The 23,265-nt window shown below is 54.4% G+C and carries 20 protein-coding genes, 1 other RNA gene and 3 pseudogenes; 9 read left to right on the top strand and 15 right to left on the bottom strand.

Translation table 11 applies throughout. The features are described from left to right. Positions 1–54 precede the first annotated feature (54 nt). The 5 genes and pseudogenes from mmoZ to ACP4CD_RS17545 form a co-directional block, all read right to left on the bottom strand. Entirely contained in the window at positions 55–558 is a 504-nt protein-coding gene (gene mmoZ / locus ACP4CD_RS17565) for an aromatic/alkene monooxygenase hydroxylase subunit gamma (RefSeq protein WP_064028389.1), read from the bottom strand. 12 nt (positions 559–570) lie between these two features. Continuing rightward, complete coding sequence (gene mmoB, locus ACP4CD_RS17560) at positions 571–993, bottom strand: methane monooxygenase regulator MmoB (RefSeq protein ID WP_064028391.1); 423 nt, start codon at positions 991–993, stop codon at positions 571–573. 10 nt (positions 994–1,003) lie between these two features. Beyond that, positions 1,004–2,181 (bottom strand): annotated as a pseudogene (gene mmoY / locus ACP4CD_RS17555) (aromatic/alkene monooxygenase hydroxylase subunit beta). 35 nt (positions 2,182–2,216) lie between these two features. After that, positions 2,217–3,800 carry an aromatic/alkene monooxygenase hydroxylase subunit alpha gene (mmoX, locus tag ACP4CD_RS17550; protein WP_064028395.1) on the bottom strand — a complete coding sequence of 528 codons (1,584 nt, stop codon included), beginning with the start codon at positions 3,798–3,800 and terminating at the stop codon, positions 2,217–2,219. A 20-nt stretch (positions 3,801–3,820) separates the two neighbouring features. Beyond that, positions 3,821–4,054 (bottom strand): hypothetical protein, encoded by a 234-nt coding sequence (locus ACP4CD_RS17545; RefSeq protein ID WP_139306385.1) that lies wholly within the window; start codon positions 4,052–4,054, stop codon positions 3,821–3,823. A gap of 99 nt (positions 4,055–4,153) precedes the next feature. Between ACP4CD_RS17545 and ACP4CD_RS17540 the strand changes: the two genes are divergently transcribed. Then, a complete protein-coding gene (locus ACP4CD_RS17540; protein ID WP_071160744.1) occupies positions 4,154–4,612 on the top strand; it encodes a hypothetical protein in 459 nt (152 codons plus the stop codon). Between the two features lie 65 nt (positions 4,613–4,677). Here ACP4CD_RS17540 and ACP4CD_RS17535 read toward each other — a convergent pair whose 3' ends face one another. Then, positions 4,678–6,609: a potassium transporter Kup gene (locus tag ACP4CD_RS17535; RefSeq protein WP_426991849.1), complete on the bottom strand. Its 1,932-nt coding sequence runs from the start codon at positions 6,607–6,609 to the stop codon at positions 4,678–4,680. 190 nt (positions 6,610–6,799) lie between these two features. On the opposite strand from ACP4CD_RS17535, the gene ACP4CD_RS17530 reads away from it, so the two are divergent. The 3 genes and pseudogenes from ACP4CD_RS17530 (at position 6,800) to ACP4CD_RS17520 (ending at position 8,690) form a co-directional block, all read left to right on the top strand. Continuing rightward, positions 6,800–7,594 (top strand): energy transducer TonB, encoded by a 795-nt coding sequence (locus ACP4CD_RS17530; RefSeq protein ID WP_064028405.1) that lies wholly within the window; start codon positions 6,800–6,802, stop codon positions 7,592–7,594. A gap of 14 nt (positions 7,595–7,608) precedes the next feature. Further along, positions 7,609–8,276, top strand: a pseudogene (locus ACP4CD_RS17525) (MotA/TolQ/ExbB proton channel family protein). A 3-nt stretch (positions 8,277–8,279) separates the two neighbouring features. Further along, positions 8,280–8,690, top strand: coding sequence for an ExbD/TolR family protein (locus tag ACP4CD_RS17520; RefSeq protein WP_064028409.1), 411 nt, complete (start codon positions 8,280–8,282; stop codon positions 8,688–8,690). A 27-nt stretch (positions 8,691–8,717) separates the two neighbouring features. On the opposite strand, the gene ACP4CD_RS17515 is transcribed toward ACP4CD_RS17520, so the two are convergent. Next, positions 8,718–9,206 carry a TlpA family protein disulfide reductase gene (locus ACP4CD_RS17515; protein WP_426991847.1) on the bottom strand — a complete coding sequence of 163 codons (489 nt, stop codon included), beginning with the start codon at positions 9,204–9,206 and terminating at the stop codon, positions 8,718–8,720. 404 nt (positions 9,207–9,610) lie between these two features. On the opposite strand from ACP4CD_RS17515, the gene ACP4CD_RS17510 reads away from it, so the two are divergent. Both ACP4CD_RS17510 and ACP4CD_RS17505 read left to right on the top strand, forming a co-directional pair. Beyond that, the gene (locus ACP4CD_RS17510) at positions 9,611–12,031 is read left to right on the top strand and encodes a TonB-dependent receptor (RefSeq protein WP_071160745.1); all 2,421 of its coding nucleotides are present in this window, start codon (positions 9,611–9,613) and stop codon (positions 12,029–12,031) included. 144 nt (positions 12,032–12,175) lie between these two features. Further along, positions 12,176–13,408 (top strand): sialidase family protein, encoded by a 1,233-nt coding sequence (locus tag ACP4CD_RS17505; RefSeq protein ID WP_071160746.1) that lies wholly within the window; start codon positions 12,176–12,178, stop codon positions 13,406–13,408. A gap of 33 nt (positions 13,409–13,441) precedes the next feature. Here the strand turns inward: ACP4CD_RS17505 and rimK are convergent. From rimK to ACP4CD_RS17470, 7 genes and pseudogenes are all read right to left on the bottom strand, one after another. Next, a pseudogene (gene rimK / locus ACP4CD_RS17500) lies at positions 13,442–14,305 on the bottom strand (30S ribosomal protein S6--L-glutamate ligase); the annotation flags it as partial. 15 nt (positions 14,306–14,320) lie between these two features. Then, on the bottom strand, positions 14,321–14,995 hold the full coding sequence (gene mtnC, locus ACP4CD_RS17495; RefSeq protein WP_426991846.1) for an acireductone synthase: 675 nt from the start codon (positions 14,993–14,995) through the stop codon (positions 14,321–14,323). After that, complete coding sequence (locus ACP4CD_RS17490; protein ID WP_426991845.1) at positions 14,992–15,549, bottom strand: 1,2-dihydroxy-3-keto-5-methylthiopentene dioxygenase; 558 nt, start codon at positions 15,547–15,549, stop codon at positions 14,992–14,994. Before ACP4CD_RS17490 ends, mtnC begins: the two co-directional genes overlap by 4 nt. Next, complete coding sequence (locus ACP4CD_RS17485) at positions 15,546–16,169, bottom strand: methylthioribulose 1-phosphate dehydratase (protein WP_083386211.1); 624 nt, start codon at positions 16,167–16,169, stop codon at positions 15,546–15,548. The genes ACP4CD_RS17490 and ACP4CD_RS17485 overlap by 4 nt, the downstream gene beginning before the upstream one ends. Positions 16,170–16,196: 27 nt before the next feature. Continuing rightward, positions 16,197–16,547: RNase P RNA component class A (rnpB, locus tag ACP4CD_RS17480), an RNA gene on the bottom strand. Positions 16,548–17,204: 657 nt separating this feature from the next. After that, positions 17,205–17,699, bottom strand: coding sequence for an aspartate carbamoyltransferase (locus tag ACP4CD_RS17475; protein WP_071160750.1), 495 nt, complete (start codon positions 17,697–17,699; stop codon positions 17,205–17,207). A gap of 795 nt (positions 17,700–18,494) precedes the next feature. Next, positions 18,495–18,965 (bottom strand): hypothetical protein, encoded by a 471-nt coding sequence (locus ACP4CD_RS17470; RefSeq protein ID WP_426991844.1) that lies wholly within the window; start codon positions 18,963–18,965, stop codon positions 18,495–18,497. A 438-nt stretch (positions 18,966–19,403) separates the two neighbouring features. Here ACP4CD_RS17470 and ACP4CD_RS17465 point away from each other — a divergent pair, with 438 nt between their 5' ends. From ACP4CD_RS17465 to ACP4CD_RS17455, 3 genes are read left to right on the top strand one after another with little or no spacing between them, the layout of a single operon-like run. After that, positions 19,404–20,195 carry a TIGR04255 family protein gene (locus ACP4CD_RS17465; RefSeq protein WP_426991843.1) on the top strand — a complete coding sequence of 264 codons (792 nt, stop codon included), beginning with the start codon at positions 19,404–19,406 and terminating at the stop codon, positions 20,193–20,195. A 2-nt stretch (positions 20,196–20,197) separates the two neighbouring features. Further along, positions 20,198–20,584: a hypothetical protein gene (locus ACP4CD_RS17460; protein WP_426991842.1), complete on the top strand. Its 387-nt coding sequence runs from the start codon at positions 20,198–20,200 to the stop codon at positions 20,582–20,584. 19 nt (positions 20,585–20,603) lie between these two features. Further along, complete coding sequence (locus tag ACP4CD_RS17455) at positions 20,604–21,152, top strand: hypothetical protein (RefSeq protein WP_426991840.1); 549 nt, start codon at positions 20,604–20,606, stop codon at positions 21,150–21,152. A 277-nt stretch (positions 21,153–21,429) separates the two neighbouring features. Here the strand turns inward: ACP4CD_RS17455 and glmS are convergent, their stop codons facing one another. Further along, positions 21,430–23,265 carry a glutamine--fructose-6-phosphate transaminase (isomerizing) gene (gene glmS / locus ACP4CD_RS17450; RefSeq protein WP_426991839.1) on the bottom strand — a complete coding sequence of 612 codons (1,836 nt, stop codon included), beginning with the start codon at positions 23,263–23,265 and terminating at the stop codon, positions 21,430–21,432.

Raw genomic sequence — 23,265 nt, 5'->3', positions numbered from 1 at the left:
AACGGGCCTCCCGCATACGAATAAAGGCCCGTTCGCCGACAATTCGATGCCCGACTATTGCAATGTCACGACTCTGACGCCACGCACTTTGCGTAGATCTTCGAGAGACATTTCGTAATAGTCGGTGTTACGCAACTCCATCAGCTTGGTGCCGAGAATGCGGTCGGTATCCATGAATACGTTGACCGGCATCATCGGCGGCTTGAAGGCTTGGCGGAAACCAATATGGATTTTTTCCGCCGCGAATTTATCGGTGCAGGCCGCCATTTTGGCAAGCACCGCATCCGCTTCCTTCTGGGCATCGGCGCCGTTGGCGCATTGGTTTTGGATTTGCTGATCGTTAAGCTCCTTGTGTTTCAACAAGGCTACTTTTTCCTCGAGCTTGCACTCGATCCAACCCCAATCGAGTTCAAGATCATAGCTTGCACGAAGCGGCGTGGTGTACTTGAGACGAAACTCGTTAAGCATTTCCACGCCTTTGGCCAGCGTATTGAGCGAACCGATTTTTTTGATCCATTCATCGCGAACCGGGTTGTCATGAATGTTGTAATTTGCCATGGGTAAAAACTCCTATGATTTCAGGTCTTCCAATTGACGATCCAGGCCCATCAACTCCGAAGTGATGGTGAATTTCTCGCCCAGGGTAAAGGCACGGCCGATCGTGGACGAAACGTCCACCAGGAAGTCATAGACGCTGAAGTGACGACCCAACAACTCCGAGACTTCCTCGCAATCGACTTCGATCTTGCCGGTGGCTTTCAACCACCAGTAGCCGGCGCGGTCTTCGACCACTAAAGTCGGATTGTCGGCCTTGCGATCGCCCAGCAAGATTTCGTCGACGACGATGTTAATCTCGTCGGATTTTTTCAGCACCAGAACCACTTCGTTGCTTTCATGCACCACTTGGTTTTCTTCGGCGAAATACTCGTCGGCAAAAGCTTTGCCGGTTTTAGCCATAATGCCGGCGCCGTACGCGTTAGAACTGACTGACATGTTGCTCTCCTTATTTCAAGCCTTGCAGAATGGTTTTGATAATGGCCGCTTTGTCGAATTTGTAGCTGACTTTGTCGGCATAATCGAGTTTCCAGTCGTCGAAGACCCGCTCTAACGCAGCCTCAACGGCATCCTTGCTGGTCACACCGGGAATGGTCGGGATTTTTGTAAAAATGCCCATGAAATCCTGCAATGCTTGCACCGTTCTTGGCAACCATTTGTCGGTCCAAGCCCGCATCATCCGGCGGTTGTAGTCGCCGAACTCAGCGTCGTCACCTAGACATTCGAAGAACATGTCGGAGGTGATGCCCTTGGTTTGCGAGAAATACAACTGCATTTGGTTGATAAAAAACGGCGTCAAGGTATCACCGTAGTAGGAGGACAGGCGTTGGAAAAACTCCCGACGCACGAACTGGCCGAACAAGGGGTCGTAAACCATGTGGCAAGACCACAGGATTTCGTTCCAGTCGTACGTGGCTTGCCAGATGTCCTGAACCGTTTCGCGCGCACCTTTGTAGATGGCCCCTTGCGTCCATTCGCGTTTCGGTTCGTCGGTGGATTCAGGAAATCCGGGCACCAATTTCGCCAAAAAGGTTCTTTCCAATTGGATCATTTGCGCGTTATCGACTTTATCGAAGCCGATCATCGCGATACTCATCCGCAAGGTATCGCCCAGGCAGTCGCGGGACGCCGAGGAATGCGCGTTGAACAAACCGTACTCGTTGAAGCAAAACGCGCCGAGATAGTCGTTCAATACTTCGTCGCGCCAAACGGGGTCGATCGAGCGCACTTGACCTTCGGATGAATACGCCAGCAGGAAACGATCGGTGTAACGCCATTCCTCCGCTTTGTCTTTCACGTACGGTGCGTGCCAACGTTTAGCGGGATCGCGGTGTTTGTGCCAGTCGGTGGAATGCAGTTCAGTAGTCTCGTTACCCCAGGACGGACGGCCGCCGTGGAATTTTTGAGTCCAATCGCCCCAGTCCAACCCCCGGGAATCCAGTCCGGGGTAGGTTGCGCATAGCAGGTCAATACTTCGTATTCGGTCAGCCGGCGACCGCGCGGCTTAACGAAGTAGTTCATCTTACGTTGTGTATCCAGCGGCTGATCGGGAATGGCTTCCAGAATTTCTTTGACCATTTCCGGATCGGTCAATCCGCGTTTTCCTTGTTGTACTTGTACAGACATTGAGCTGTCTCCTAAGATAGTGGTAAGAACGACGTTTACAGAGCGTCCAACGGGTCTTTAAACACGCAGTTCAGCTTTTTGATGTCGTCCAAGGTCCACAACTTGCCGTTTTTGTTGGTGTGCGGTTGGGCGATCAAGGTTTTACCGTCGCTACGCACGCCGTGCTGTTCGGCGATTACTTCGGACAATTCGCGCCCCGCGTATTGTTCGAACATGTTTTGGCACTCGTAACGCTCCGGTTCGCTCAACCACATCCGCTCGCCCCATTCGTCGCTAAACGAATGTTTTTTGCCGTTGTACTCGTGGACTCTCAGCGTGCTGGCGCCTTTGCACAATGAAGGGCAGAACGGTACTTGCGAAACGCGGTCGATATAGATCGGATGGTTGTTTTCGATGAACCACATCAACGGAATAAAGCCGCTGTTCGGATCTTCGCAACCGCGCGCGCGCCACTCGTCGTAGATTTTGCCGTATTGGTCGTACCAGCCTGGATAGTTGGCTTCGAACCAGTCCGCTTCTTCGGCGGTCGGCAGCGTCAAGCGGAAGAAACCGGTGGGCCACAAGGCATAGGCCAACAGGAACAGGTCGTGGTGAGCCCAATACGCGTCTTTTTTCGCATCGCGCAAACTGCGTGGCGATTCGACACCATATTTGCCTAGACGGCCGATCCAGATGCCACCCCAGTCTTCGTAAACCCAGCGGTTCCAGGTTTTGACCCAAGGCTCGACTTTGAATTTCGAGCCGTACTCAAACAACATACCCAATACCGGCGTGAAGTATTTTTGTTGGGTCCAGAACGCGTTGTTCAAATCGGTGTTCAGATATTTGGAAGCCGCCGCGTCGTTGGCGATGGACACCACGGTTTGATAACCGTTGGCCATGTGGCGCAACTCGTCGGTTTCGATCGACAGGAACACGGTCGGGGTAATTTCGTCGCCGTTGGCCGCCGCCCATTCGGTGATCGCGACGATCAACGGATTGGTGAAGCAAGCCTCGCCGACCAATTGCAGGTTAACCGAGCACTCGACGGCGTCACCGGAGATAAAGCCGTCGGAGAACACCCGCTTCATACCTTTCCACAGCGGGCCGATGGTACGAGTCCGGCGTGCATCGTTATGGCCGGCGGGATCGTGGAAATGCTTGCTGAAGTAGTAGTTTACGTAACCGCATTGGTTGGTGTGGCGAATTTCATCCAACACCTGAGCCAAGTAGCCGTTTTTTTGCTCGGGCGCGGAAGCCGAATCCCACAGCATGCCGGTCGCGGCGATCGCATTGTATTCGCCCACTTCCAAGAAGTTGGAAGCGACTTTCATGGTTTCGCCCCATTTCGGATGCACCCGATTGCCCGCGTCCAAACGAGTCAGCACGTCTTGCAAACTGCCGAACTGGCGCTCGTCCTTGACCGACTCCATTCTGGCGTATTCCTTGGCGATCAGCTTGAACTGTTCCTTGGTTTCATTCGCCATTTTGTACTTGGTAGGATACTTGGTGCGATTTTTGTCAAAGTCCCAAGTGAAACTTTGCAACCACCGATGGACTTCCTGGGCGTTGACGCTGGTTGGCGCGCGATTGACGGCCAAGGCATCGGTTGCGGCTTTTGTTGCTGCACTTATAGCCATGTTGATTCCTCATTGTACTGTTATAGGTTTGATCGAGGCCGGCGCCGATCGGCGGGGTGCTTTTCGTCGTCTTGAAGTGCTTTCATCTGCGGGGCGGCGCAGGCCTCGGTGCCTAATAGTGCAAGCAGCGTACCAACTTGAACAAAAGCAATTTTTTTGATCTGAATCAATAATTTGAAAGCCGCCGAAGCCAGCGCCAATACAGCGGAATTAGCGTCCACTTTCTGGACGTTGCTTAGAAATAAGACGTTCAATCGAAGCGACCGGTTCGCGGCGATTAAGCGGCCATTAAGGGGACGCGGCTACTCTGGAACCCACTCAAATCAATCGAGCGAACAGCCCAGAGGCACCGTATGAAAACCTTGCAAGTCACGATACTGGCGATTGCCGCGTTCACCCTGTCGGGTTGTGCGACGGGTTATTACCAACGTGGCTACACCGGTTACGGGTATGGCTCCAGTTACGGCGTGTATCAGCCCTATCAGGGTTACGGTAGCGGTTATTACTCTCCCGGCACGCAATTCAACTACGGCACCTATTACATTCAACCCGGCCACTACCGCGATCATCACGATAGGGATCGCCATGAGCACCATGAGCGACGCGAATCGAATTCCGGAAACCACGAACATCACGAGAGTAACTGGCATGGCGGGGTGGGGCACCACGAGTCGCACGGAAGCGAGGGCTGGGGGGAACGCGGCCATCGGAGCGAGACCGAGACAAGACACGATTTCAGCGGCGGGCCTACCGCCAATGCCGCCGGCAGCGAACATCATCGCCATCACGAACACGGCGAACGCCGCCATTGAGAATCATCGCTTGGGAAAGCAGCGACCCGACGTTAGCCGGGCCTCGGCCAACGGGATTTAGTCGCTTAGAGTTCTATGCGAATGCCTAACTCGATCACGCGCTCGACGGGGATTTTGAAATACTCGATCGCACTGGTCGAGTTATGAGTCAGGAAACTGAATAAGGAACGGCGCCATTTAGGCATCGGGCTCTTACGGCGGAACGACAAGCGCTCGCTACCAATGAAAAACGACACGGTCTTTTGGTTGATGTCCAAACCTTCATGGCAACACAGTTGCAAAGCGCGGCGCACATCCTGTTCCTCCTGAAAACCGAAATAGAGCTTCACTCGGTAAAAACTGCGGTTATGGCCGAACGCCCTGATTTTTACGCGATGAGATTCGTCGACGTAAGGCTCTTCGGTGGTCACGATCGTCAACACGATGATCTTCTCGTGCAACACCCGGTTGTGCTCCAAATTGTGCAACAAAACTTGCGGAACCCCGTGCATGCTGCGGGCCATGTAAATCGCGGTGCCGGGCACCGTCACCGGCGGCTGGGTCTTCAACCGTTCTTCCAGTTCTTCGAACAACACCCGCCGATCTTCGAGATATTTGGCCAGTAATTCGCGCCCCTTGATCCAAGTCGTCATCACCAAGAACAATATTGCGCCCACCACCAGCGGCAGCCAGCCGCCGGTCGGAATCTTCAAGCTGTTGGACGCCAAGAACAACAAATCCACCGACAGGAAAATCGACAGAAATGCGATGCTAGTAGGGCGATTCCAACGCCACAAGCCCTGAATGACGATGAAGGCCAGAACCGTATCGACGATCATGGTACCTGTCACGGCGATGCCGTAAGCGGAAGCCAACGCCGAAGCCGATTTAAAACTTAACACCAGCACGAACACGCAAACCGCCATCAAGCCGTTGATGGCCGGCACGTAAACCTGGCGCATTTCATAGCCGGAGGTATGCCGCACGGTCATCCGTGGGCAATAACCGAGTTGTATCGCCTGCCGGGTCACCGAAAACGCGCCGGAAATCACGGCCTGCGAAGCGATCACCGTCGTCAGCGTCGACAAAATCAGCAGCGGATATTGCGCCCAATTCGGCGCCAACAGATAAAACGGATTGCGTATCGCCGACGGATCGCTGATCAGCAAGGCGCCCTGACCAAAATAATTCAGCATCAGCGCCGGAAACACCACGAAGAACCATGCGCAACGTATCGGCTTCAAACCGAAATGCCCCATGTCGGCATACAAGGCCTCAGCGCCAGTGATGACCAACACGATGGCTCCCATGATCAAAAAGCCCTTCCAGCCGATCTCTACCAACAAATGCAGGGCATGAAAGGGATTGATCGCCATCAAGACTTCGGGGGCGCTACCGATATTGACGATGCCCAGCAATGCCAGGGTGGCGAACCAAGCGCACATGATCGGCGAGAACAAGCGGCCGACGACGCCGGTACCCTTGACTTGCAAAATGAACAACAAGCTCAATACCGCGATCGCGGCCGGCACGACGTATTCGTGTAAACGGGGCGCGATGACCTTTAAGCCCTCCACCGCACCCAACACCGAGATTGCCGGCGTAATAATGCTATCGCCGTAAAACAACGAGGCGCCAAGCAAACCCAGCGTGACGATGAATCCCTTACGGCGCGGATCGTTTCTGGCGCCTCGCAGCGCCAGCGCCATCAAGGCCATGATGCCGCCTTCGCCGCGATTGTCGGCCCGCATGATAAACGTGGCATATTTGGTGCTGACGACCAGTGTCAGCGACCAAAAGATCAGCGACAACACCCCGAGCACATGTTCGGTATCGGTTGGCAAGCCGCCGTGAAACACCTCTTTCATCGCGTAAAGCGGACTCGTGCCGATATCGCCAAACACCACGCCGATAGCGCTTAGCGCGAGAGTAGAAAGTTTTTCCTTGGGGGGAATGGGTGTTTCGAAGGCATGGCGAGTGTTGGATGCAAGCGAAAAGCTGTTGAAATTATGCCACATAACCCAGAATTGACCGCAATCGCAATTCTTTGGTGGGGATTTTATTTTCTGAATCGTCTTATGTTAATGAGGCTGTTTTCCAGGGAATGACTAACTCGCAGATGAAGCGAAGTTCATCCCGGACCGGCAAATAACTTACAATGTAAGATCGAATTTAGAACCTGCATACCTTCCAGCACTCATTGCATTCATGTATTTATTTAAAACCCACGAAGAGGCTTTGCAGATCAGCCCGCTAGCAAACTTTGGCGGCACGGGACCATCTCCGCGGGAGGCGAGAACTTCGATTTGGCGAACATTGCTGGGCGAGGAAAAGCCTTCCAATATGCTGAGTTTGCTGAGCGTGTTGGTACTGCTGGTTCATGTTTGGGGCTTGCGACAACTGTTGCAGCCTGTGGAAGCCTTGACGCAAGCGCAACCGCTGATGATGGAAGTGTCGATGATCGCGATCTCGGCGCCCAAACCCAGCGTGGCGCCGCCACCGCCCGCCCCGGCGCCTCCCGAGAAAAAACCGCCCGAAATCAAACCCAAGCCCAAACCCAAGCCGCTGCCCAAAAAGGCGCCACCCATCGTGCAAAAAGCACCGGAGTACGCGCCCAGCGAAGCGGCGGCCGAAACCCAGCCGACGCCAGTGACCGCACCGGCCAATCCGTCGCCGTCGGTGACGCAAACCACCAGTACCGCTACTCAGGCCGAGCCCTTTACCGAAGCCAATTTTCGGGCTAACTACGCTCATAATCCCAAGCCGGAATATCCGATGATCGCCAAAAGTCGGGGCTGGCAAGGAAAGGTCTTGCTGAAAGTGCAAGTGTCCGCCGAAGGCTTGGCCGATGCCGTGGCGGTGGAGCACAGCAGCGGTCACGAGGTTTTGGACGACTCGGCGGTCGAAGCGGTCAAACAATGGAAATTCATCCCTGCCAAACGCGGCGAAACACCGGTAGCCAGCTCGGTGATCGTCCCCATCATCTTTACATTGCGTGAATAAAAACGGAGAAATTAATGCCCTACCATATAGCCCCGGAATTGGTTATCGACGCCACGTTGTATACGTTGCTGGCGTTTTCGTTGATAACCTGGACTTTGATTTTTTCAAAATCTGGCAGTTCGCTAAAAACAACTATTACAACAAGCAATTCAACGAAGCGTTTTGGGACTCCGCCGATCTATCCGCCGCCCAGCAATTGCCAGCCGAAAAGTTGCGCGGCCCTAAGGCGCGTGTCGCAACCTGCGGCTTTACTTGGCTGGCTGAAATGAGCCATCCCGAGACTTGCGCAAGCTTGCGATTCCGCGGCTCGCCGCAAGACTTGCTGGAGCAAACCTTGCGGCACCAAACCCAGATGGAACAGCGCAAAATGGAAAGCGGACTGACGATGCTGGCCAGTATCGGCAGCACCGCGCCGTTCGTCGGCTTATTCGGCACAGTGTTGGGCATCATGCACGCAATGCACGACATCAGCGCCAGCGGCTCGGCCAGTCTGGACGTGGTCGCCGGTCCGATCGGCGACGCGCTAATCGCCACCGCGATCGGTATCGCCGTAGCGGTTCCGGCCGTATTGGCCTACAATTTTTTCATGCGCCGGGCTAAGCATCACCGCGCCTCACTGGAAAATTTCGTGGACGGTTTCCTGCATATCGCGTTCGGCGACAACGCCAAAGACAAGGAGTAATCGATGGGCTTTAAAACCAATTCCGAAGAAGACGAAGCCGTTAGCGAAATCAACGTCACGCCGCTGGTCGACGTCATGTTGGTACTGGTGATCATCCTGCTGGTCACCGCGCCGCTGTTAACGCAATCGGTCAATGTGGCGCTACCCAAAACCGCCTCGACCACGCCGGACACCGAAAAACAACCGATGCAACTCGGCATCGACGCGCAGGGCGGCGTCACGCTGAACAAAAACCCGATCGCCGACTTGGCTGGATTGGAGACCACGTTGCAGGGCGAATTAGCCGCCAATCCCGACATCGTGATCCACATCTACGCGGACCAAGGCGTTAACTACGGTAAAGTCGCCGAAGTGATGGCAACGGTGCAACATGCCGGTATTTCCAAACTGGCCTTCGTCACCGTCGAGCAATAAAGCGCCAAACCAAGCATTGCCTAAGACCTAGTGCTTTAACTTGGCGAGTTCGGCCTCGAACTCATCCATCGTTAAGGCACCGCTCTTACCTGTTCGCCGATGGGCCGCATCGAAGAAATAGGTTCTAGGCAATTCCCCGAACCACGCCGGATCGATTTCATAACGCAATTTTTCCGGATTTTCGTCGGCGAACACCCAGTTATCCAGCGCCGCCAGACGCTCATCGCCAATGATTCTGCGTATCTCCGGCAAAGCCTCGCCGTCGTCGACCGCGAGCATGACGATCTTCAGCTCCGGATGTTTTTCGTGCAGCGCCCTTAAGTTCTTCATGTCTTTCAGGCAGGACGGACAATCCACCGACCAAATCGCCAACAACAACGGCGCGTGCGCGGACTCGGCAAGAATTTGCCGATAGCTATCGATCCGAAACGGCTTTAACGCTATCTCATCGGCAACAGCCGAATGCCAGCCGGCCAGCACGCACACAACCCAAACCAGCCATCTAAGTATTTTCATCATTTCCTCGGCAATACGGAGTAAAACTCCGTCAAATAACATAGTTTTAAAATCATTTGCCGCCACCATTTTGCGACCAAGAATCTCAAGCGTCACGGTTCGCCTGAATTGCCGAAAATTGTTTGAGCGCTATCGCAGATTTGGCTTCAACGGCTTAATAACCGCCAATCTGCCGGACCCCGCCGCAGTCCATTTTCGGTGATTTCCCAGATACTGCCAGCCATTAATATTTTATATAACATAGTTTATTTAAATATTGGCTCCCTCCCGAATAAAACCATTTATTTATCATTGCCTTGAATTACAGGCTCCAAAATTGCTCGCGCAACGCTATTCCCAAAACCGGGCGAACACGCTTCCGTCCGGCCTTGGCGAGCCAATTTTATTTTCAAGGAACACTCGACATGCGAGAAACCATAAAAAAGACATCATTGCTACTGGCACTACCCACCATCCTGCATTCATCGCATAATTTGCAAGCGGCGGAATCCAAGGACAACACACTAGCCGATGTTATCGTTTCGGAAGATTCCGAAGACGGCCGCCCGGAAAAGCCCTCGAAAACCGACCTATCAACGCCTAAAACCAAAATCTCCAAGAAAGACATCGCCGAGACCAACGCCGTCACCACCTCCGATTCAATCAAATTCGAATCCGGCGTATTCGTCAGACAACGTTATATCGGCGATCCGAATGCACCGGTCGGCATGCGCGGCTCCAATCCTTACCAAGGCGGCCGGGTCATGGTATTTATGGATGGCATGCCAATCTGGAACGCCTTGCAATATTCGTTCAACGGCTCGCCGCGCTGGGGATTGATCGGTCCGGGCGAAATCAAATCGGTCGATATTCTATCGGGACCGTTCTCCGCCGAATACAGCGGCAACGCCATGGGCGGCGTGATCAACTTCAATACTCTGCTACCGCAAAAGCGCGAGGTCTATACCGAGGCAACCTATATCTTCCAACCCTATCAGTTCGAAGGCACCAGCAAAAACCTGCAAGGATTCCGGACCTTCGGCTCTTACGGCGATAAGTTCGGCGACTTCAGCAGCTACTTCTCTTACAACCATTTAGAGAACGAAGGCCAGCCGATGACCACCTATAACTACTCGAATACGTCCGGTGCCAACGGCGGCGCGCTAAGAGCCTACACCTCCGGAGCCGGATCGGTCAGCGGCGCCTATCTCGAGCGCAATCCCCGAGCCGTCGGAAATCAGGCCAACCAAGGCGGTTATGCCGGCCAGCCTCGACTATCCTATGGCGACAGCGGTGTCGTGCATTCGGTGGACGATTTGTACAAATGGAAAGGCGGCTATCAAATCAATCCGCAACTCGACGCTTTGTTCACCGTCGCTTTCGAAAATCTGGACGTCACCAGCGTTGGCCAAACTTATCTGCGCAAGGCCGACGGTACGCCGGTCTACGGTAACGGCAGCACGACTTACAACTACAACGGCTTACGGATCGTCCCGGTCGGGACCAATTTCGGCGCCAGCCAACAAAATCGGCAAACTCTAACGCTAGGTGGCGGCTTGAAAGGCCAGCTATTCGGCAATTGGAACACCGACACCCACGTCAGTTATTTTGACGTCCTGCACGACCAGACGATCTCCTCGTCCTTGAATCCCAGCGACCCCAACAATACCAATGCCGGCCAAATCAGCGATGTCGACAGCATGGGCTGGGTCAATATTTCAACGAAATTCGACAACCAAAAGTTCTTCGATCGCGAAGACCTGTCGTTTTCGACCGGCATGGAATATCAACACGCCAAAATGTTCACCAGCCAATACAGTACCAGCAACTATACGGCCACCAACCGCGATCGGCTAACCTTGCGTAGCGGCGGCGCGACCGACACCTACGGCCTGTTCGGCCAACTGTCATGGCGGTTTATCCAGGACTGGGACGCCACATTCGGCAGCCGATTGGAACGTTGGAACGTGTCGGACGGCATTTATTTGTCCGGCAACAATAATTACTCGCCACGGGACCGTCAAGCATCGACATGGTCGCCAAAATTCTCGTTGGGCTACGAACCGGGCCGCTGGAAATTCCGCTACTCGGTCGCCAAAGCCTACCGGTTTCCGCTGGTGGGCGAATTGTTCGACAACTCGAACAGTTTGAGGGGTAGCGTCAGTCTGGCCAATTCGCTATTGAAGCCGGAAGACGGAACCCACCACAACCTGATGGGGGAGTACGATTTCAATAACGGGTATATCCGCTTGAATCTGTTCCATGAAAACGTGCGCAACGCCATTTACAGTTCGACGATCTCCAACTCGTTATTGATCGCTCAAGACCCCGCTACCTTCGGGCCGGGCGGCTTGAACCTGAACGCCAGCAACTTCAGCAGCCTGTTGGCGTCAATCGACGAAGTGGAAATTAACGGTATCGATTTGACAATCAACCAAGACCGGGTATTCGACTCGAATTTCGACATCAAACTGGATACGACGATTTTGAATTCGAAAATTCTGAAGAACGATGCCAACGTCAATTACGTCAGCAAGAGCTTTCCGCTGCTACCTGACTATCGAGCCAACCTGTTAACGACCTACCACTACGGCAAAGACTGGGACTTTTCGGTCGGTACCCGCTACCAAGGCAGAATGTACGCCCAGCTCGACAACAAGGATCTGCAATTGCCCTATTACGCGGCCTTTACCGAATCGGTCTACGTCGATCTGAAAGCCACTTACCGCTTCAACAATGCCGGACATATCTCGGCGGGGGTCGATAATATCAACGACTATCAAGCCTTCTTTAACCATCCGTTGCCGCAACGGACATTCTTTGCTCAAATCGGCTACAAGTTCTAGACGGCAAACCCGCCACCGAACAGCCGATGTCCGCTACCCAGCGGCCCGGACCCGAAACAGCGGGGCTATTGGAAACAGCCCCGCCCGACAACCGCCGCCGACTTCCGGAAGCACGACCGGAGCGCCGGCTAAACACTTCACCTCATGAAAAAAACCTTTGTTTTTGCAATCGCGGCGCTTTGGCTATTTAATGGCTGCGCCGAACAACCGCTGTCGACCGAATCGCCAACCTTGGCCGAAGCATCGCCCGCCGATCAGGCGCCGGCTTGCCCGGCACCGACACCCCATCGCGCTTGCTCGGATACCGTCACGCCGACCTTCGACGCCGACGGCACGCTTTGGATCGTCTGGGCCAACGACAAGCACGTTTATTTACAATCCTCGACCGACAAAGGCCAGCACTTCTCCGAGCCATCGCGGGTCAATGCCGAACCGGAAGCCGTCGCCTCGCACGGCGAATATCGGCCTAAAATCAAAGCCGATCGACAAGGCAATTTATTCGTGACTTGGACTCAAAATCTGGAAAAACGCCATAGCGGGCACATTCGATTTTCTCGTTCCAACGATGGCGGGCGAAGTTTTAGCAAACCGGTCACGATCAACGACGATCCCAATATCACCGGCCACCGCTTCGACAGCCTTGCGGTTGGGCAAAATGGCGAAGTCTTCATCGCATGGCTGGACGCTCGCGATAAGGACAAGGCCAAAGCCGAAAATCGGCCCTTCGACGGCTCGGCGGTCTATTTCACTTGGTCGAGGGACGGCGGACAAAGCTTTCAACCCAACCGGATACTGGCCCCTCACAGTTGCGAATGCTGCCGTCTGGGTACCGAGATCGACAGCGACAATCTGCCGGTAGTCCTTTGGCGGCATGTTTTCGACGGCGGCATCCGCGATCACGCCATCGACAAATTCGTAGACTGGGACACGCCTGGCCCCGTCAAGCGCGTCGAAAACGCAAACTGGAAAATCGACGCCTGTCCTCACCACGGCCCGGCGCTGTCCATCGACGACGGTGCCTATCATGTGGTCTGGTTTAGCGGCACCGAATCCCGGCCGGGCCTGTTTTATACCCGCTCGATCAATCAGGGCCGAGACTTTTCCCCGCCGTATCCATTTGGCGGCGCCGGCGCCAAACACCCCCAGGTGCTAGCCAAAGACCGACAAGTTTGGGTGGTTTGGTCCGAATTCGACGGCAATCGGAATATAGTGAGGCACCTGCACTCGGGCGATTCCGGCGAAAGCTGGTCGCCGGCAGAAACCTTGGCAACCACGACAGGCAAGGCCGATGACGCCTTTCTGATCGGAGACGACCGGGACGTGTATTTGTCCTGGCAAACGGATCGCGGCTACCGCTTCGTTCCGCTGACCCAGTAAACAGCCGAACTTATGCCGGCTTTTTTTGGCGTTTTTTTCGATATATTCGATCATCAAGCCGGCGATGTCCTTACCACAGGTTTTTTCGATACCTTCCAGCCCCGGCGAGGAATTGACTTCCATCACCAACGGTCCGCGCTTGGAACGCAGCAAATCCACGCCGCAGACATCCAAACCCATCACTTTCGCAGCGCCGACCGCGGTGGCGCGTTCTTGCGGCGTCAGCCGGACCACGCTGGCGCTGCCGCCGCGATGCAGATTGGAGCGGAACTCGCCTTCGCGGCCTTGGCGTTTCATCGCCGCCACCACCTTTTCGCCGATGACAAAACAGCGAATGTCGCTGCCGGCCGCTTCCTGGATAAATTCCTGCACCATGATGTTGGCGTTCAAACCCATAAAGGCCTGAATCACGCTATGCGCGGCGTTATGCGTTTCGGCCAGCACCACGCCGATGCCTTGCGAGCCTTCCACCAATTTAATCACCAGCGGCGCGCCGCCGACTTCGGCGATCAGGTCTTCGATATTGTCGGGATTGTGCGCGAACGCGGTAATCGGCAGATCGATACCTTTGCGGGCCAATAATTGGCTGGATGCCAGTTTGTCGCGGGAACGGCTGATCGCCGCCGAGTTATTCAACGTGAACGTGTTCATCACCTCGAACTGGCGCAATACCGCCGTGCCGTAAAAGGTGATCGACGCGCCGATGCGCGGAATCACCGCATCGTAACTCAACAAATCCTCACCCATATAATGGATAGACGGCTTCATCGAGGTGATGTTCATATAGCAATGGGTCGGGTCGAACACCCTGGCCTGATGTCCGCGCGCCGTGGCGGCCTCGACCAGACGCACACTGGAATACAGAGTGGCGTCGCGGGACAGAATCGCAATTTTCATGGCCGCCGGCCGTGGTTAGGGTTGAACCGCGTCGAAATCGGCGACTTGCGGATGCTCAGCATCGAGATTGGGTACTTGCTCGCGCACCAGCCAGCGCGTCGCCATGCCGGCTTCGCGAGCCGCATCCAGTTCTTCGCGTATGTCCGACAGGAATAAAATCCGATCGGCCGGGAAACCCAGCGCGGCGGCGATACGCCGGTAGGAATCGGCTTCGCGCTTGCCGCCGATATGAGTGTCGAAGTAGCCGGAAAACAGCGGCGTCAAATCGCCGAAATCGCTATGGCCGAACAACAATTTTTGCGCCTGCACCGAGCCGGACGAGTACACGTACAGCTGATAGCCCTGGGCATGCCAAGCCTTAAGATTGCGTACCGCATCCTCATAAATGTGACCGGTGAAATCGCCGTTGCGGTAGCCGTCCAGCCAGATCAGGCCCTGCAAGGATTTCAAAGGCGTAATCTTTTGATCGGCGTCTATCCAGGCTCTCAATTGTTCGACAATCGCGGCCCGATCCGGCGTCCCGCCCATCAATTGAGCGGCATCGTCCAACAACGTCCGGACTTGCGGCTCGTCGGCGTGGCTGGCGACATAATCGGCCAAATGCGTCCGCGCGTAAGGAAACAACACCTCCTTGACGAAGGACAGTGACGACGTAGTGCCTTCGATGTCGGTGACGATGGCTTCGATCATAGCGTCGCCAGGTATTGATCCAGAGTCGGAAAGCGCTCGGCAATCTTGTCGCCGGTAAACTCGGCCACCCAGCCGTCCTCGGTCGTGAACAGGCGGATGCATTTGAAATGGGGATGCTCGCCCATATCGAACCAATGCCGGGTGTTGGCCGGTACGCTGATCAAATCGCCTTGCTCGCACAACACCGCGTGGACTTGGTCCTCGACATGCAGATAAAACAAACCCTTACCCTCGACGAAAAACCGCACCTCGAAATCGCTGTGGGTGTGCTCGGATAAAAACTTCTGCCGCAAAGCCTCCTTGTTCGGATGCTCGGCGTTCAGACTGATCACGTCCACCGACTGAAAACCGTATTGCCGTTTCAGTTGGTTGATCGAAGCTTGGTAAGCGCTTAAAACCGTGTCGCTATCGGCATCGGCGCCGAACGCTTGCTCGGCTTGCCAGCGCTCGAATTGCACGCCTAAATCGCGCAAACGATCGGCGATGTCGGCAAACTCGCGGTAGGTGCGGCCTTGATCGGGTTGGCCGGCGGGAAAAATCGTTAAAGCGCTCATAAGCGTGTTACTCCATGTAGGCGAATTTCAATATCGAATAAAAACTCCAGGGCTTCCAAATGGCGCAAGGCATCGTCCACCGACGCGCCCCACGTGTAAAACCCGTGGCCGGCGATGATGTAGCCGTGGACATCGCCGTGGGCATCCATATAGGCCTCGACCCTGGCCGCCAAGCGCGGAATATCCTGATCGTTGGCGAAAATCGGCACGACGATCCGGGTTTCGTGGGTGGCGATGCCGGGCAAGGCCTTCAACAATTCGTAGTCTTCCAGCACGATTTCGTGTTGAAACAGGCGCGCCGTCAGCGTGGCGTTGACCGAATGCGGATGCAACACCGCTTGCACTTGCGGAAAACGTTGGTAAATCGAGGTATGCAGCAAGGTCTCCGCCGACGGCTTCTTACCGTCCAGCGACTGGCCGCGACTGTCGATCAACATAATGTCGTCCGGTTCCAGCCGGCCCTTGTGGCGGCCGGAGACGGTAATCGCGATATTGCCGTCGGAAAGTCTGGCCGAAAAATTGCCGCTGGTCGCCGGCACCCAGCCCTTGCTGTCGATGAAACGGCCGGCGGCAATCAATTGCTCCGCCTTCCGGAAAAATTCGTCGGTCTTGGATGTCATGGAATATTTTGCGGATTGCAAAAGAAGGGAAAGAGTTGGCCTGTAAGCCGGGTTCTGTCGTGAACAGCCATTCATCTAGGCGCTTGATCACCCAAGCGCTCAAGCAATCTACCCAGGAACAGCGCGGGCCACGCCAATGCTCCTCTATTTGATCTTGCTCCGGGTGGGGTTTACCCTGCCACACCTGTTACCAGTTGCGCGGTGCGCTCTTACCGCACCATTTCACCCTTACCGGGTTCGATTCGAACCAGGCGGTATATTTTCTGCGGCACTTTCCGTAGGCTCGCGCCTCCCAGGCATTACCTGGCACCCTGCCCTATGGAGCCCGGACTTTCCTCCCTCTCGCTTACGCGAAACGGCGACTGTTCGGCCAACTCTGGCGGCGATTATACAGACAAAGCCAAAAAATTGGGCGGCACGAACGCGAAAGGTCGCCAAAGCGCAACCTACCCGCTCGGCAATCCGAACGGCGGCGTCGTTGTCGCCCTTTAGATTCGAACGGACGCCGGCTTCCGAGCACCCACGACGGAGAAACTTGCACGCATGGCTTTTTGCGTTACTGGCAAAACGATCAGAATCTAGCGCTTGCCACTCGAATCCCTTCGGCTCCGCTCAGGGAACGCGGGGCGTGTTCCTGGAGCACCTCAGCGCCGCACGTGCCCGAAAGCCGGAGTCCAGCAGAGCCGAAGGGAACAACGGCTAATTTCCCCCGAGCAGCTCACGCGTTCCCAACCATCCGAAACATTCCCCGCTCAGCTGGAGTCCGCTCCCTGAGCGGAGCCGAAGGGAACAACGGCTAATTTCCCCCGAGCAGCTCACGCGTTCCCAACCATCAGAAACATTCCTCGCGCAGCCGGAGCCCGTTCCCTGAGCAGAGCCGAAGGGAACAACGGCTAATTTCCCCGAGCGGCTCACGCGTTCCCAAACATCCGGAACATTCCCCGCGCAGATGGAGTCCGTTCCCTGAGCGGAGCCGAAGGGAACATCAGTAACGAGAGCCCCCAAGCGCCAGCAACAAAGCCGGCAAATCGCGGTCTATTCGGTCGGCGTGGCGTGGTGCTGGCTGTGCTCCGGCAACGCCGCGCTACCGTGCTCGGCGATCTGCGCGTCGAACCAATGGTGTAGGGCCGTCAGCAGCGGCGCGTATTCGGTCGAGAAATGGATTTGGCCGCCGTCGGGCAATCGCTTAAAGTCGTAACGAATCTCGCCGGGCTGGGCCGCTTTCATCTGCGCCAAACCGGGCATGTCCGGGCCGTGATAGCGTTCCGTCGACGAAAAATCGCCCTTTTGGAATTCGGCGGCGGTTTGCCGCAAATAGTCTTGTATCCGCCGAACCTGCTCGGCGTTGCTCGCCGATTTCGCCACGATATGCAGGATGCCGCCGTGGACGGTTTTCGAGAAGGACTCCAAGGCCTGAGCCCTGTCATACGGCACCGATGGACTATGCGCCGCCGACGGCGGCTCGGCCGTTGGTTTCGCTGCCGCCCCGCCCGCGAACAGGGCAACGATCAATAATAGGATGGTTTTCATGGCCTCCCCCTTGTCGATTCGACATTGCGAACGTAAAACAAGAAGACCCGGACTGGCGGCGGTAGTTCAGCCGAAAGCCAAGGTATCGCCGGCATCCTCGATTTCATCGAGGCTTGCGCTGACAACCATTTGCCGGCGGCGAGGACCGTTTCGGTTCGCTCGAGCAGCACACAGGTCCAAGCTTGCGGCGACTTGGCTTGGCCGAGTAGCAAATCGGCCCAAGCGCGGGCTTATCCAGCCCCACTTTTGAACCACGTTGGTGCAACGGATGCCCTGTTAGGCTTGCACGAGAACCGCTATCGGTTGGCGATTAAAGCGATGTGCCGCAATCGAACGCCGAATCGGCCGGCGCCTCGGCCGATTCGGCTTGGCCTTGCAGCTATTTGGCTTAAGCGACCGCCGATTCGGTCATCGAGCAGGCTTTTCCTCCGGGACATTTGCGCCAATAGCTTGGCCGGGATCGCGAATGGCAGGGCGCGACCGGCGCTTAGGTTTAGCGGGTTTCCGGAAAGCGGGGCGGTTACGCTAAACAGGCCGACGCTTGCGGCCAAACGCCCACCCCGAATAGCGTTTATTATCGGCGGCAGAAAATAGCGGCCAGCCCGTCCCCCGTGGCTCAATACCGTTAAGTAATCGGTTGACCAAGCCCAGTCGAAGCGTAACGGCCGGCCTCACGCCAGCCGCAGGCTTCGATGCCTCTCGCGCCGCCGATAGGCCCCCCAATCGGCTTACATGGACTGTCATCGCTTAACTTAACGGCATGGCCGAGTCCGGCCGCGGATTCCGCCGCGATCCTTAGCGGGCGGATGGTTCGACTTTCGCCTTGGCGCCGCGATTAATGCGCGCCGCCATGGCCTGGCGCAGCGTTTCCAATGCCGCGCCCTTGCCGGCAATTTTCAGCGAGGCATAGGCATCCAGACAAAAACTGTAGATGTCGCTGCCCAAGGCCATATCGGTATCGTCGCCCCGCGCCAGCAAATCCCGCAGCCGATGCAAGCGGGGCCGGATTTGATCCAGGCAGTGGAAATCGGCTTGGGCTTCGGACATATTCAGACTGGGCGGCAGCGCCTGGCTATTCTGCGCGGCCAGCAGCATGGTCTGCCGACAAAAGGCTTCGGTCTTATCGCCCATCTTCAGAATATTGCGGCGCTGCTCGGGCGACAACGACGATAAGTCGGCGAAGTGGCGCTCCAAGGTACTCAAAGCCGCGTCGATCTCCGCCAACGCCACGTCGCTGAAAGTTAACGAAACCAAATTTTGATTCATCTCGATCTCCTACAAAGTTGCCGAATACGCGCACCGACCGCGCCGCTCCGCACAGCAAAAGCGTAGGCTATTTTTATAAAAATGAGTGGTTTTATATGTTAGCCAGGTGGTACGCGGTGCGTACCCTACCGAGCTAATTGACAGCCTCATAAACATCAAAGACTTAGACTGGATAGTTTGGGTGTTTTTTATTCCGGCGAGAACTCTGTAGACTGTATATAACCGCTCGCGGGCGGTTAAGGATTACGCAATCATTTATATCTCGGTGCTCTTCTAGCGCAGCCGCCGCTTGATGTTTTCCGTTTCAAAAGTCAATGTTTCAACTGTAAAGTTGCTATACTAAGCAGGGCTTTAATATCGTTCTGCGAAAAAAATGTTTTCGTTCGCACTGCGCGGATATAGCTCCTTTTTTATTTTTTGAGACTTCAACTCCCAATTATGCGGGACAACCTAGTTAACGTTGAGCATTTTCAACGCCAAACATACAAAAAGCATTTTTTAAATAGCGTTCACTGCGAGTTAGGGCTTTCTGGGATGGTTGCAAGCTCGATCCTGGCGGCGGAGTCTTCGTTTAATGATGCTTTTAAAAAGTTAGGATTTGTCGAAGGTGGGAAAATATTTAGAGGACAATATGTATTAACGACGCCTCAAGATAAGGAACAAACTCTACAGCACAATGCAGAAGCAATTGGTTTGCGATTTGTTAGTCAAAAACCGTGGAGAGAAATAAATATAACTTCACAGCACATTGTTGTTTCTGATCATGCGTACGATGGTTATGAACCGTTTTCGGAGAGATTACATCATTACGTTTCCATTGTAATGAAACTGCTTGGGCCTGAATGGAACATCAATAAAATTGGTCTACGTAAGATTAGTTCCATTATCATTGAAAATGCACAATCTTATTCTGAGGCATACGCAATTTTTAACCCTGTATTATTCGGATCTCTGAGAACGGGCCTTGCGCATGACGGCGCTCTTAAAATTGCTGAAGAAGCGCTTGTATTGGAAAAGGAAGGCAAGCTCTGCTTGCTTCGAAACTCAATAAAGGCTCTCGATCAAGCTAATTCTTATGAGGCTACGTTTGATTTCGATTTGGTTGAACAAGGTAAGCTTTCAGTAGAGCAAGTTTTTCATGATGCATTGCCAACGCTAAATGAGCTTCATTTTGACTTATTTATGTGGGCCGTTACAGACGAGTTGCTCCAGATAATGAGGGAGGAATAAACATGTCAGCTTTAACGATCGAACAATTTCAAAAACAACAGACTCACTATTCTGGGTTTCTTCACAGCTCACCAGTTATTAAGTTCGACACTGCCACAAGGCGTTTTAAGCAGATAACTGAGAAAGTTATATTAAAAAGAAATGAAGCTCGAATTCGTCCTCAAGAATCGATTACGTTTCAATCTACCAAAGGCACTCTGATCAAAAAGGATTGTGCACAACAAGAATCTGTCGGATTCGTTCAGGTTTACTCAACTCAAGGAACAGGAGCTTTAGATTTTTGGCTTGGCGAACCGAATTTATCCGATTATGAGCGGCTTTTGGATGATTATGATGTTTCAGCGGTTGAGGAAATTCATATGCAATGTGCCTCAACATACGGTTGGTAAATTACAGACACCAATAATAGTGACCGAAGATTTACAAAAATCCCCGTGCTATGTAGCGCCTAATCATAAGCATCGCTGGCAAGGAGACATATATAGGCAACAGGACTTTGAGCAAGTACCCACCCCTCAAATTCCTTATTGGATGTTGTTGAATCGAACTTGTCATTTGGTTGAGGATGCAAATAGATCTGTTAAGTTGCCCTATTTAGTATTTTGTACTGTTTTACCGCTCAATACCTTTATAAGAGGGAGCGGCAACAATGCTAATTTAAAAAATCAAGTTAGCAACCTTGTTAATAATAAAAATGAAGGGTTAGCGTTTTTACCTGAATTCCCTGCATTTGGGTTAGACGAGCCTCTGGTAGTCGATTTCAACATGGTTTACTCGTTTCGGCTTGCTCATTGTCCGACAGCTGATAAAAAAGTTTTGCAATTATCGTCGCCTTTTGCGGAACATTTAGTTCAAAGGTTTTCTCGCTGGTTTTATACGGTTGGATACGACGATTCGTCTATAAAATCGTCTACTTATATAGATTCTCTAGTAAAGGGTCTTGATCTGTCGAAGTGACTTCAAGATTATTAAGTCTGAGGGGCAAAATTTAAGGCAGGAATCATTAAATTCCAATGTCCACAATTGATAAGGCAACTCCTAAAGCATCGAATAAGCTGTCATTCATTAATTGCCGCTGTGGTTACATTGAACAGCCCGATCGGGTCGATCTCGCTCATCGAAATTCAAAAAAACAAATATATCGTAACTGATAAAAAAGGGCTTGCCGAACATTGATTCGACAAGCCCTTTCTCCAACCTCAACCCCTCGGAATCCGTTCCGTCTAAATCGCCGCTATTCCACCGTCACCGACTTGGCCAGGTTTCTGGGTTGATCGACGTCGGTGCCTTTCAGCACGGCGACGTGGTAGGACAGCAGTTGCAGCGGTATCGTGTAGATGATCGGCGAGATGGCGTTGGCGACGCTGGGCATTTTGACGATTTGTACGTTCTCGTCTGCGGCGTCGCTTTCGGCCAAGTCCTCGTCCATGAACACGATCAACTGCCCGCCGCGAGCGCTGACTTCCTGGATGTTGGATTTCAGCTTTTCCAGCAGGTTGTTGTTGGGCGCGACCGTAACCACCGGCATTTCGGCGTCGATCAAGGCCAGCGGGCCGTGCTTCAATTCGCCGGCCGGATAGGCTTCGGCATGGATGTAGGAAATCTCCTTCAGCTTCAAGGCGCCTTCCATCGCGATCGGGTAATGGGTGCCGCGACCCAGGAACAGCGCGTTATGCTTGTCGGCGAAGCGCTGCGACAGCAGTTCGATGGCGTTATCCAGCTTCAGCACTTTTTCGATGTTGCCGGGTAGGGCGAACAGTTGCGAGACGATGTGTTCCTCTTTCTCGGCACTGAGTTCGAAGCGGCGGCCGACCGCGATAATCAGCATCAACAAGGCCACCAACTGGGTGGTGAAGGCCTTGGTCGAAGCGACGCCGATTTCCGGGCCGGCGCGGGTCATCAACACCAATTCGGATTCGCGCACCAGCGAGCTTTCCGGCGCGTTGCAGATCACCAGCGAATGCTTGACGCCGAGCTTTTTGGCTTCCTGCAAGGCGGCCAGCGTGTCGGCGGTTTCACCGGACTGGGAAATGGTCACGACCAAGGTATCCGGCGCCACGACCGGGTTGCGGTAGCGGAATTCGCTGGCGATTTCGATAGCGCAGGGCACGCGGGCGTATTTTTCGAACCAGTAGCGAGCGACCAAGCCGGAATGGTAACCGGTGCCGCAGGCCAGAATCAGCACCGATTTAATTTGGTCGAACACCTCGGCCGCGTTGTGGCCGAAGGCATTGTCCTGCAAGCGGTTGTCGATGAAACGGCCTTCCAGGGTTTCCGACACCGCCCAAGCTTGCTCGTAGATTTCCTTGAGCATGTAGTGGCGGTATTTGCCTTTGTCGACCGAGTCGGCTTTCAGCTGGCTTTCGATGACCGGACGGACCACACGGCGGCCGGCTTCGTCGAATATCGTGACGCCGTTGATGGTCAATTCGGCCACGTCACCGTCTTCCAGAAAGATGAAGCGCTGAGTGACCGGCAGTAAGGCGGCGATGTCGGAGGCGATGAAGTATTCGCCGATGCCGATGCCGATCACCAATGGGCTGCCTTTGCGGCAGGCGACCAGCACGTCCGGTTGCTCGCAGTCGATCACGCCCAGCGCATAGGCGCCGCGCAGGCTTTTGACGGTTTTACCGACCGCGTCGAGCAAATTGCCGGCAGCTTTCAGCTCTTCGGCAACCTTGTGGACGATGACTTCGGTATCGGTCTCGGAAGTGAATACGTAGCCGTTTTCCTGCAACGCGGCGCGCAGGTGGTCGTGATTTTCGATGATGCCGTTATGTACCACCGCCACTCTGTCCTTGCTGACGTGCGGGTGGGCGTTTCGGGTACTCGGCTTGCCGTGGGTGGCCCAGCGAGTGTGGGCGATGCCGATGCGGCCTTCGATCGGGTCGGCGGCGATTAGCGCTTCCAGGCCCTTAACCTTGCCCAGTTCGCGCTTGCGGAAGATTTCGCCACCGTTGATGACGGCCAGGCCGGCCGAATCATAGCCCCGGTATTCCAGACGCTTTAAACCTTCAATCAAAATCGGAACCACGTTGCGTTGGGCAACGCCCGCGACTATGCCGCACAT

Origin of the sequence: Methylomonas stagni, assembly GCF_050154735.1 — a bacterium.
Classification (GTDB): Bacteria; Pseudomonadota; Gammaproteobacteria; order Methylococcales; family Methylomonadaceae; genus Methylomonas; species Methylomonas koyamae_A.
This window is presented reverse-complemented; position numbering and strand designations above follow the sequence as displayed.